Consider the following 11,827-nt stretch of genomic DNA (forward strand, 5'->3'; position numbering starts at 1 on the left):
TATGGCCGATTGGATGTCAGTAAAAAGTATATCTGATAAGTATGGGATCAGCGAATCGCGGGTGCTCGGATGGATACGGGAGTGTGAGATAACCTCTTCGACTGTGGGCAGCGTGGTGTTGATTGACGACGAGAGTGTGCAGAGATTGATCGGAAACGAGAAGCGGTTGGCGCGCCTGACCACTAATTACGAACAACTTTGTGGGAAGTTTGAACGGCGCATCGAGGCGGAACTTGAGAAGGACGAAGATGCCGCGCTTAAGATGCGCCTCTTTGATGACTTTGCGCCCATCGTGCGCCGGATATTGTCTATGGTGGTGGGTGGCTTGAGTACCGAAGAGCAAAAACTGTTTAATAGTGCCTTTGCCGCCTCTCCTCTTTCAAAGGTGGCCGCCAGAATGGGATTCGATTCTGTATGCGAATACATCAAGGAATTCAGGAAGACGTTGAGTGATCTGCCTGCAAGTACAAACGAAATCATCAATGGGCTTCAATCAGAACTTTCCAGAAGTCGGAAGAGCGTTGAGTGGTTCAAGAAGCAACAGATGGAAGAGTGGCAAATGATAGAAGCTGCGCGCAGACGTAATACCGATTTGTGGAACAGAAATGAGAGTCTGTCCAAGCAGAATAGATGCTTGGAGAAAGAGAAAGATGAATTGTCTAATCGTCTAAAAACACTGGAAGAGGTACTTGGCGGACGGGAGCGTATAAAAATAGCCGGGCCGGAAAAGGACGAAGATGCCGCAAGCTCCGGAGAAGCGCTTGTAGAGACATCGGAGGTGCCGACAGACCTGCGCAGTCAACGTTCTGAAGTGGGGAAATTGCAATGCTGCAAATCAAAGCTGTATGACCGGATCATTAGTTTGCGTGAAGAGGTAAGAAAAATCGAGTGGGAGATACAGCTATTGGAAAATCATTTGAAAATTATACGCAGTTGGGATTATGCCGGAATAGTCCTTGAAGTTTGGATTAAAAGGAATTTTGAGAAAAAGGTGAAGGTCTCTATACAAGAAGTGGTAACAGAAGTGGAAGCAGAGACCACGACACATACAGACTCCGAGGTTGCATCGGTGGAAGGAAAAAAGAAAGAAGATGGCTTTTGGCATAAACTTCGTTTCCGGTTCGGTCATTAATTGTGTAGTTGCTCTTTTTTCCCCTTGATCCTCAGTTCCGAATAAAACGAAAACTTTTCGTGTTGTAGAGATAGGGGAGAGGCTATCGAGTGTGGAAGGAACATTGGTCCATGATCTATGGCAAACTGATGTAGAACTGGATAAAAAACAAAATGGGGAAGTCCTCACGGATTTCCCCATTTTAATGATGAAATATTTACTATTTTTATTAATTGGGTGTGGAGAGTATCGGACTCGAACCGATCACCTTAACACTGCCAGTGTTACGCTCTAGCCAGATGAGCTAACCCCCCGTTGTTTTCATGATAACGTTTGCGAACGTTTATCTGTTTTGATGCGGCAAATATAATGCATTATTCTGAAATAATTGCTATGTTTGCGGAAATAATCATCAAAAGATAAAAAATATGCTGATATACAATACCACTTTTCAGGTGGATGACGAGGTTCATGACAATTTTCTGATCTGGATCAAAGAAAGTTATATCCCTGAAGTAGAGAAACACGGAGCACTCCGTACACCACGTATCTGCCGTGTGTTGAGCCATCGTGACGAGGGCACTTCTTATTCACTCCAATGGGAGGTGGATAATTCCAGCCTTTTGCATCGCTGGCATCAGGAACAAGGTGCACGGCTTAACCAAGAGTTGGTAAAGATATTCAAGGATAAAGTAGTCGGATTTCCGACATTGATGGAGGTATTGGAGTGATTCAGCCGGTTAAAGAGAAGATTATTCTGGGCATCGATCCCGGTACAACGATCATGGGATACGGAGTGCTGCGTGTCCGGGGGACTAAGCCGGAGATGATTGCTATGGGGATTATCGACCTGCGTAAATTCGGCGATCATTACCTTAAACTGCGCCATATACATGAACGGGTACTGAGCATCATTGAAAGCTACTTGCCGGATGAACTGGCGATTGAAGCCCCTTTCTTCGGGAAAAACGTGCAGTCTATGCTGAAACTCGGACGTGCACAAGGAGTGGCAATGGCTGCCGCGCTGAGTCGAGATATTCCTATTACCGAATATGCTCCGCTTAAAATAAAAATGGCTATTACCGGTAACGGGCAGGCTTCAAAAGAGCAAGTGGCCGACATGCTGCAACGCATGCTGCATTTTGCCAAAGAAGACATGCCTGTCTTTATGGATGCTACCGACGGACTGGCAGCTGCCTATTGTCATTTCCTGCAGATGGGGCGTCCTGTGATGGAGAAAGGGTATAGCGGTTGGAAAGATTTTATAGCCAAGAACCCGGAAAGGGTGAAGTAGCCGCGGGCTACTTAATTAATCAGATAATAATTTAATAGAGAGAAAAACCATGAAAATGAACTATCTTGCCTTTATTGGAGTGACTGCGGCCACGGCTGTAGTCAGTTGTACTCCTGCCAAGAAAGAATATGCGTCTTACGAGCTGTATCCGGTGCGTTCGGGCAGTCTCACGGAGATGGAGTATTCACCGGAGGCTACTAAGTTTATCCTTTGGGCACCTACCGCCGATGAAGTTCGTCTGATGTTGTTTGATTCGGGTGAAGGAGGGCATGCTTACAAAACAATTCCTATGGAGCCGGGGGAAGAAGGCACTTGGACAGCAACGGTCAGTAAAGATCTGATGGGGAAATTCTATACATTCAATGTCAAGGTAAACGATAAATGGATGGGAGATACGCCGGGTATCAATGCCAAAGCGGTGGGGGTAAACGGAAAGCGTGCCGCCATTATCGACCTGAAATCCACCGATCCGCAGGGGTGGGAAAACGATCAGCGTCCGCCGTTGAAATCACCTGCGGATGCAGTCATCTACGAGATGCACCATCGTGATTTTTCTGTTGACTCCACGTCGGGCATTCGGAACAAAGGGAAGTTTCTGGCTCTGACCGAACATGGGACACTGAATCCTGCCAAGTTGCTTACCGGTATTGACCATCTGGTGGAACTGGGAGTCACCCATGTACATCTCCTGCCATCTTATGACTATGCCTCAGTGGATGAAACCAAACTGAATGAAAATAAATACAATTGGGGATATGATCCGCAAAATTACAATGTGCCCGATGGTTCGTATTCTACTGATCCTTATGATCCGGCTGTTCGCATCCGTGAATTCAAACAGATGGTGCAGGCGCTCCACAAAGCCGGTATTCGGGTAGTACTCGACGTGGTGTACAATCACACGTACAATACTGACGGAAGCAACTTTGAGCGTACGGTGCCGGGATATTTCTACCGTCAGAAACCCGATGGTTCGCTGGCAAATGGTTCGGCTTGCGGCAACGAAACGGCAAGCAACCGTCCCATGATGCGTAAGTATATGATCGAATCTGTGCTCCACTGGATTAAAGAATACCATATAGACGGCTTTCGCTTTGATCTGATGGGCATTCACGACATCGAGACAATGAATGAAATCCGCAAGGCAGTCAATGCCATTGATCCTTCTATCATTATTTATGGTGAAGGTTGGGCTGCGGAGGCACCACAGTATCCGGGAGATTCGCTGGCTATGAAGGCCAATACTTTCGAGATGCCCGGTATTGCTGCTTTCTCCGACGAACTGCGTGATGCGTTGCGTGGTCCTTTCAATGATAATCATAAAGGAGCTTTTCTCGCCGGAATTCCCGGTGGAGAAGAAAGCATTAAATTCGGAATTGTCGGAACTATCCAGCATCCTCAAGTCAACAACGACTCTGTGAATTACAGCAAAGCTCCTTGGGCTGCCCAGCCGACTCAAATGATCAGTTACGTATCCTGCCATGATGATATGTGCCTGGTGGATCGTCTGAAGTCAAGTATTCCCGATATTACTCCCGAACAGCTTGCACGGCTCGATAAACTGGCACAAACGGCGGTGTTTACCTCGCAAGGTATTCCGTTCATTTATGCCGGTGAAGAGGTGATGCGCGATAAGAAAGGGGTGCATAACAGTTTTGAAAGTCCCGATTCCATTAATGCCATCGATTGGAACCGCAAAACCCTCCATGAAGATGTATTCACTTACTATAAACGTCTGATCAGTCTTCGTAAGGCACATCCCGCTTTCCGTATGGGCGATGCGGAGATGGTGCGTAAATATCTGGAATTTCTTCCAGTGGAGGGCACTAATCTGATAGCTTTTCGTTTGAAAGATCGTGCGAACGGAGACTCTTGGGACAATATAATCGTAGTGCTCAATGCTCGTTCCGTTCCGGCCAAACTGACAATACCTGAAGGCAAATACACCGTTGTCTGCAAAGATGGGGTAATTGATGAGCGAGGTTTGGGGCTGTTGTACGGTCCGGAGATAATGGTTCCGGCACAGTCGGCACTGATCATCCACCAGTAGTATCAGTCATATGGAGAAAGCCCGGAGATAATCCGGGCTTAACTTTGTAAATGCTGATAATAAAAAAATTATAAGGGCATAAAAAACAAATATAAAGTTAACCTAAGTGGATTATCTCTAAAAAACTGTCTTGATTTGTGGGATATGTGTGCATAGAGCAATCTTAAAATATCTGTATGATGAAATTTATAAAGAAGTCTCCGGCCGATACGGATAATCTGGAAAGTCCTCAAAAGTTTGAGGCTTTTTTTCTGGATTATTACCCTCGAATAAAAGGGTTCATTAATGGCTTGTTGCAGAATGCTGAAGAGGCGGAAGATATCTCTCAGGATATTTTTGCATTATTGTGGCAAAATCGGGGAAACTTGAAATTGATAGACAATCTGGATGCATACCTGTTCCGTATTGCCCGGAATGCGGTTTTCCGGCATATCGAACGCTCCCTGCTATTTCAGAATTATCAATCCTGGCAAACATCGGATGATCATCCGGAACATTGTGAAACAGAGGCGGAACTTGATGCAAAGGAGTTGGAACTGATCATAGCCATCGCTGTGGAGAGAATGCCTGCCCAAAGGAAGAAGATCTACCGGATGAGTCGCGAACAGGGACTGAGTAATGAGAAAATAGCCCGTGAATTAAACATTAGTAAGCGTACGGTTGAAAATCATCTGACCCAGGCTCTGGCCGATATACGCAAAATATTGCTCTTGGTTATTATGGCTACTATCGTATAAACTTAGTAGTTTATATAAAAAAAATCTCTTTCGGACTGTGTGTGTTTGGCGGGTTACGTATCTTATATACATAACCCATAAAATATACTATGTCTGACGCATACAAAATTATACGCAACTTTATGGCTTTTACAGCCAGTTCGGATCTTAAAAGCAAAGTCTGGACATGGCTTCTTGATTCGTCCGGCAAGGAACGGAAAGAAAAAGCACTCCATCAGATATGGGATGATTATCATCCTGCGGCAGATGCCTGTACCCGACATTCTTTACGGAAGTTTCAAAAAAAAGCAGGCTTTCCTTTATGTAAGCCGTCAAACCTTTATCGGTGGGCACGCATAGCAGCTTTTCTACTTATTCCGTTGGTGTCCATTGCTACTGCCTATGTATATGTCAGGCTGCATACGCACGATGTCCGTTTTGTCGAATGTATTGTCCCCAAGGGTGAACAAAAAGAGGTCACACTTCCCGATGGTTCGGTCATCACCCTGAATTCCGGGTCTGTATTTTTATATCCCACACATTTTACAGGCGACACTCGTTCCGTATATCTTTCGGGCGAGGGGCATTTTAAGGTTGCACCAGACAAGAAACTTCCTTTTGTGGTAGAGACTAATCACCTGGATGTCTGTGTGCTGGGTACTCAGTTTAATGTGCAGGCGTATCCTTTGGATAAGAGAACGATTACCACATTGGAGACCGGTTCTGTTGCCGTTAGGAAGAAGAATCAGACGGATTGTTTTGTTACTTTGGAACCCAACCAGCAACTGGAGTATGAAAACCGGGATGGAAAGTTTTATAAAAGGAATATAGACGCCTCCGTCTATTCGGGCTGGACTAAGGGTGAAATGAATTTTGTCTCTCAATCATTTAGGGAAATCCTGAAAACGCTGGAAAGAAGATATGCCGTATCCATCCGGTTATCATCCGATCTGACAGAATCGGACCGTATCAATTCGGATCTTTATACAATAAAGTTTAAGTATCGTGATAGTATCTCTCATGTTTTGGACATTGTGACAAAAACTGTAGGAGGTATCACCTATAAAGTGGAGAAGGACGAAACCATATCTATTTGTCCGCTAAAATAAAAGAAAGGAGAGCTGCCATATGAAAAAAAGGGAACCGGAAACAAATTACCACACCCATTTCCGATCCCCGAAATCAATCAAAAACTTTTTAACCTTTAGAGACTTTAAACAGTATTAATTGATTAACTCACAAAATTATGAAATTAAAAATCAATTTAAGGAATATTCTATCCGTAAAAATTCATAAAATAGTCCTTTTACTTCTCGCTTTATGCATTTATAACACTGCTTACGGGCAGAATCAGCGAATAAGTGTATATGGTAACAATCAATCTTTGCAAAAAGTATTCGAACAGATAGAGCAGCAAACCAAGTTAAGTGTGACATACAATCAGACCAAGCTGGATGTAAACAAGAAAATTAAGGAAAACTTTATAGACAAAAAGCTTTCTTTTGTGATGGATGCTCTTTTGAAGAATACCGGGTTTACTTGTAACTATGAACCTGAACATATAGTTATTACTCCTTCTGTGCAGCCAAAAGAGAAAGCTGCTGCCAAACAAACTGTCCAGATGAAAAAAATAACGGGTAAGGTAACCGGCATTACCGGTGAACCTCTCATAGGGGCCAATGTACTTGCCATAGGCAGTAAGCAGGCTACGATCACGAATCTCAACGGAGAGTTCACGTTAGAAGTTCCTGCGGACGGCAAACTGCAGGTTACGTATATCGGTTATCTGCCACAAGAGGTCAGTACCAATGGGAAAACCCAACTCGTCATTCAGTTGAAAGAGGATTCAAAGTTGATGGATGAAGTGGTAGTGGTCGGCTTTGGAACACAAAAGAAAGTCAATCTGACGGGAGCCGTTACCTCCGTCAATATACAGGAGACACTGGGTGACCGTCCGATAACGAATGTTACGGCAGCTCTGCAGGGAGTTGTTCCGGGATTAAAAATTGAAGGTACAACCGGTACACCCGGTGACAATTTGTCGTATAACATCCGTGGAACTACTTCTATCAATGGTGGCGGTCCTCTGGTATTGGTTAATAATGTTCCGATGGATATCAATATGATCGATCCGCAGGATATTGAATCGGTCTCTGTCTTGAAGGATGCGGCTTCTGCAGCCATTTACGGGGCGCGTGCAGCGTTTGGAGTGATTCTTATCACCACTAAGCAGGGAAAAAAGGACATGGCGCCTAAGTTTAATTATAATAACAATTTCTCGTTCTCCAAGGCATTGGAATTACCGCAAAAGGCGAACCCGCTGGAGTCCATATTGGCATATAAGGAAATGGGATGGCCTAATGATACGTATGTGGATGGTAAGAATATACCTCAGTGGGAAACGTATATACGTGATTATATGGATAATCCTTCCAAATATCCTCAAGGGTATGTTTTCGACGAAAACGGGAATCTGTTCCTGATGAGAGAAAACGACATGTTTGCGGATATGATGGACAATTATGGCTTTATGCAAAACCATAGCTTCTCGGTTTCGGGAGGAGGGTCCAGAACGAATTACCGCATCGGTTTGGGATATACCAACGAAGACGGAATCCTGATTACCGATAAGGACCGATATGAACGTGCCAATCTGTCGAGCTTCCTTAGTGTGGAGGTCAACAAATGGCTGACGACCCAATTGGATATACGGTATGCCAATTCTACCCAGAACAAAGTGGAACAAGGCGGAAGGAACGGAATTTGGGGAAGTGCCATGCAACTCCCTTCTTATCAGAATATTTCGCCTTATGAAGAGGATGGGATTACTTATCCCGCTGAAACTTCTGCCACTTACATCCGTTATGGAGAACCGCGCATCGTTAAAAAAACTGACTTCAGAGCTTTGGGACGTATTATTATTTCACCTCTGAAGAACCTGAAGATAACAGGTGAATACACATATAACAGGGTGACGAATTACAACCGCATGTATGTGAACCAGTATAAATACATCGGAATGAATTTTACCGGTGTCCTGAATAATACGGAGAACACGCGGTATGCACTGACTCAGGGATTTAACAACTACAATGCGATCAACGTTTTTGCAAATTACGACTTTTCAATAGGTAATCATAATATAGGGGTGATGGGTGGATTCAACCAGGAAGAGAATCATGCTGAATCACAGTGGACGGAAAGAAAAGATGTGTTGTTGAGCAACCTGCCGTCCATATCGGGAGCTACCGGAACTACAACGGCTACAGACACATTCAATGAATATGCCCTTAGGGGACTCTTTTACCGCGTTAATTATTCGTACAAGGATCGGTACATGGTCGAAGCTAACGGACGTTATGACGGAACTTCACGTTTCCCTAAAAACAATCGTTTCGGTTTTTTCCCTTCTTTCTCGGGAGGGTGGCGCATTTCGGAAGAGCCTTTTATGACAGGAACCCGGAGTGTTCTGTCTAATTTAAAGTTTCGTGCGTCCTGGGGATCGATAGGAAATCAGATCATTTTGCTGTCTGACGGTACACCGGACAATTATCCGTATATACCGGAAATGGCTCCGGGACTAACCAATTGGCTGGTAGACGGCAAAAGACCTACGACTCTGTCTACGCCGGCTATGGTCAGCAATGCGTTTACCTGGGAGAAAGTATATACGCTTGACTTCGGTGTCGACTTCGGATTTTTTGATAACAGGCTGAACGGAACTTTCGACTGGTACCGGCGTGATACGAAAGGTATGCTGGCACCGGGTATGGATTTGCCTTGGGTGGTGGGAGTAGCTGCCGCCAAGCAAAATGCCGCGGATCTGAAGACCTATGGCTGGGAACTGGAACTCAACTGGAGAGACCGTATCAAAGATTTCAGTTACCGTATCGGATTTAATCTCTATGATTCACAGAGTGAGATTACTAAGTTTAACAATGAAACCAATTTGTTGGGTACTTATCGGAAAGGACAGAAGATTGGTGAGATCTGGGGATATGTAACCGACCGTTTTTATAAAGAAGACGATTTCAATGCCGACGGAACCCTTAAAGAAGGTATTCCTATCCCGAAGGGAGTTGGAAAAGTGTATCCGGGGGATGTGCTTTATAAGAATTTTGATGATGATGCCAGTACCATCTGGACTGGAAAAGGGACAGCAGACGATCCGGGTGACCAACGTATTATCGGTAATTCTACACCGCGTTTCCATTACGGAATCAATGCAGGCTTGAGCTGGAAGGGATTCGATCTTTCCATTTTTCTTCGTGGTGTGGGTAAGCGTGACTTTTGGCGTACTGACCAGATTGCATGGCCTACAGGCACATGGGGAAGTTTGTTTAAAGAAACCCTTAACTTCTGGACACCGGAGCATACAGATGCTTATTTTCCGAGAGTATATGCAAACAATGGTGTGAATACCGGTTCGAATCGCTGGAAGCAAACCAAGTATCTGGCCAATGCGGCTTATGTGAAACTGCAAAATATCACCTTGTCTTATACATTGCCTAAAGCGTGGTCTAAACAAGTTTACTTTGACGAAGTCAAGGTCTTCTTCAGTGGGGAAAACCTTCATACATGGGATCATTTACCGGAAGGTCTGGAGTCGGATATGCTTTCAAAAGGAGCATGGGAGTATCCGTTTATGAAGAAATTTTCACTTGGATTTAATGTCACATTCTAAATAACCGAAATAGTATGAAGAAATATACATTTGCCTTGTTTATACTCAGTGCGATCGCTTTTACCGGTTGCCTGAACAATGATTTTATGGAAAGGTATCCGTTGGGCAATCCGACGGAAGAGACGGCCTTTGTGACGTATGATAACTTTAAGGCATATGCCTGGGGATTGTATGAAACACTTCCGAAATTAGGATACGGTGATACTTCAACAGACGATATCTCGTATAATCAGACGCGGGGAAGCAGCGAAAGCAACTGGATCAGGGGACTGGTCACTGTGCCTGATAAGAGGAATAATACGACTTGGGATTATTATGGTTTTATCCGTCGTGTCAATCTGATGTTGGGACGGATAGACGGTTCCCAGATGACTGAGACTGAGAAGGCGCATTGGAAAAGTGTCGGATACTTCTTTCGTTCATACCGCTATTTTTCATTACTGTCTGCTTACGGCGGAGTACCTTGGATAGACCGAGTATTAAGTGATAATGATACAGAGTTGATCAACGGTCCCCGTGCTTCCAGAGACGAAATCGCGAAGCATATTCTTGAAGATTTGCAATATGCCGAGCAGCATATCAACGTCAATGGTGATGGCAGTAATACGATTAACAGAGCCGTCGTACAGGCATTTATGTCCCGTTTCTGTCTTTTTGAAGGAACATGGAGAAAATATCATGGGTTGAATGATGCCGAAACTTATCTGAAAGAATGTAAACGGGTGTCTGCCGAGGTTATGAGCAGTTATCCTGAAATTTGCAGTAACTACGATGATCTGTTTTGTTCACTCGACCTGAAAGATGTACCGGGAGTCATACTTTATCGGGAGTTCTCGAATGCGGAAAACGTAGTACATGCTGTCAGTATCGGAGGAACAACCGGATCGTCCTACTATAACCCGACTCGTGACTTGGTGGACAGCTATCTCTGTTCGGATGGTAAAACCCGCTGGAACAGTCCGCTGTTCCAGGGAGATAAGGATATGTACAGTGAGTTCAGTTGCCGGGATCATCGACTCTGGCTGCAAGTGACTCCTCCATACAGAATTGACCGATCGGCTTCTACCGATGCCTGGGGGAATAAGTGGGAGTTTACCGATGTCGCTAAGGACAGGAGCTTTATCGATAGCCTGAATATCCGGTTGGGAATTGGGTATGGAAGCGGCAAAGAGAGACAGAAGACGTTACCTTTCCGCCAGGGTTATGACGGAGGTATTTTGGGGGCAGTTCCGCATTTCGATTTCTATTTGGAAAATCAGCCTTGGTACAAGTCGGCTTTCGGGTATAATAACTGGAAGTATTATTGTACTTATTTGTCGATGGGATCGCAGCGAAATGAAGAGACTGATATGCCCATCTTCCGGGTAGAAGAGGTGATGCTGAATTATGCTGAAGCAACGTGTGAGTTGGGTGAATTCGATCAGTCCGCAGCCGATCAGACAATTAATAAACTGCGTATCCGTGCTAACGTGGCACCTATGAAAGTGGCGGAAATCAACGCCGCTTTCGATCCTAAACGCGATCTGGGCGATCCTGCTTATCCGGGTGACTATGCTGTCAATCCTTTGTTATGGGAGATTCGCCGCGAACGGCGTATCGAGTTATTCTCCGAAGGGTTCAGGTTCGACGATCTGCGGAGATGGAAGAAATGCCATTACGCGTTAAAGAAGAAGTTGGGTATGTATGTTAAGACATCGGACTTTCCCGCCGGAACGAAGGTGACGATTGACGGAGGTGGTGCAGAGGGATATCTTGAATTCCATCCTGTACAAACCCATACTTGGCCAGAATATTATTACCTGAATCCTATTCCACGTAATGAAAGGGTGCTGAATCCTCAGCTTGCTCAAAATCCGGGTTGGGATGACGGAGTAGAGTAGCCCCTTCCTGATTGATAAATGGTTTTAACCGTGTGATAAGAAACTGTCCCGAGAAATTCTTATCTTTGGACAGTTTCTTGTCACACTATAAA

General features: G+C 44.7%; 8 protein-coding genes and 1 tRNA gene. 8 read left to right on the plus strand and 1 reads right to left on the minus strand.

The window, feature by feature from the left end; translation table 11 throughout:
- Position 1 precedes the first annotated feature (1 nt).
- The gene (locus QK890_RS12415; RefSeq protein WP_337466756.1) at positions 2-1,132 is read left to right on the plus strand and encodes a hypothetical protein; all 1,131 of its coding nucleotides are present in this window, start codon (positions 2-4) and stop codon (positions 1,130-1,132) included.
- Between the two features lie 219 nt (positions 1,133-1,351).
- Here QK890_RS12415 and QK890_RS12420 read toward each other — a convergent pair.
- Positions 1,352-1,425: transfer RNA gene (locus tag QK890_RS12420), tRNA-Ala, on the minus strand.
- A 114-nt stretch (positions 1,426-1,539) separates the two neighbouring features.
- Here QK890_RS12420 and QK890_RS12425 point away from each other — a divergent pair.
- The 7 genes from QK890_RS12425 to QK890_RS12455 all read left to right on the plus strand — a co-directional run bounded on the left by QK890_RS12425 (position 1,540) and on the right by QK890_RS12455 (position 11,735).
- Positions 1,540-1,842, plus strand: a complete 303-nt coding sequence (locus QK890_RS12425; RefSeq protein ID WP_122296185.1) for a DUF4286 family protein — start codon at positions 1,540-1,542, stop codon at positions 1,840-1,842.
- Entirely contained in the window at positions 1,839-2,405 is a 567-nt protein-coding gene (gene ruvC, locus QK890_RS12430) for a crossover junction endodeoxyribonuclease RuvC (RefSeq protein WP_005780571.1), read from the plus strand. Before QK890_RS12425 ends, ruvC begins: the two co-directional genes overlap by 4 nt.
- A 49-nt stretch (positions 2,406-2,454) precedes the next feature.
- On the plus strand, positions 2,455-4,455 hold the full coding sequence (gene pulA, locus QK890_RS12435) for a type I pullulanase (RefSeq protein ID WP_234191127.1): 2,001 nt from the start codon (positions 2,455-2,457) through the stop codon (positions 4,453-4,455).
- A gap of 179 nt (positions 4,456-4,634) precedes the next feature.
- Positions 4,635-5,192: an RNA polymerase sigma-70 factor gene (locus tag QK890_RS12440; RefSeq protein WP_101604344.1), complete on the plus strand. Its 558-nt coding sequence runs from the start codon at positions 4,635-4,637 to the stop codon at positions 5,190-5,192.
- 89 nt (positions 5,193-5,281) lie between these two features.
- A complete protein-coding gene (locus tag QK890_RS12445) occupies positions 5,282-6,280 on the plus strand; it encodes a FecR family protein (RefSeq protein ID WP_234191128.1) in 999 nt (332 codons plus the stop codon).
- 137 nt (positions 6,281-6,417) lie between these two features.
- The gene (locus QK890_RS12450; RefSeq protein ID WP_234191129.1) at positions 6,418-9,855 is read left to right on the plus strand and encodes a TonB-dependent receptor; all 3,438 of its coding nucleotides are present in this window, start codon (positions 6,418-6,420) and stop codon (positions 9,853-9,855) included.
- A 14-nt stretch (positions 9,856-9,869) separates the two neighbouring features.
- The gene (locus tag QK890_RS12455) at positions 9,870-11,735 is read left to right on the plus strand and encodes a RagB/SusD family nutrient uptake outer membrane protein (protein WP_032540109.1); all 1,866 of its coding nucleotides are present in this window, start codon (positions 9,870-9,872) and stop codon (positions 11,733-11,735) included.
- Positions 11,736-11,827 lie beyond the last annotated feature (92 nt).

Source organism: Bacteroides sp. NGMCC 1.200775, assembly GCF_040798045.1.
GTDB classification, from domain to species: Bacteria; Bacteroidota; Bacteroidia; order Bacteroidales; family Bacteroidaceae; genus Bacteroides; species Bacteroides hominis.

Coding starts and splice junctions, on each gene's coding strand:
- QK890_RS12415 (WP_337466756.1), top strand. CDS start 2: ATGGCCGATTGGATGTCAGTAAAAAGTATATCTGATAAGTATGGGATC.
- QK890_RS12425 (WP_122296185.1), top strand. CDS start 1,540: ATGCTGATATACAATACCACTTTTCAGGTGGATGACGAGGTTCATGAC.
- pulA (WP_234191127.1), top strand. CDS start 2,455: ATGAAAATGAACTATCTTGCCTTTATTGGAGTGACTGCGGCCACGGCT.
- QK890_RS12440 (WP_101604344.1), top strand. CDS start 4,635: ATGAAATTTATAAAGAAGTCTCCGGCCGATACGGATAATCTGGAAAGT.
- QK890_RS12445 (WP_234191128.1), top strand. CDS start 5,282: ATGTCTGACGCATACAAAATTATACGCAACTTTATGGCTTTTACAGCC.
- QK890_RS12450 (WP_234191129.1), top strand. CDS start 6,418: ATGAAATTAAAAATCAATTTAAGGAATATTCTATCCGTAAAAATTCAT.
- QK890_RS12455 (WP_032540109.1), top strand. CDS start 9,870: ATGAAGAAATATACATTTGCCTTGTTTATACTCAGTGCGATCGCTTTT.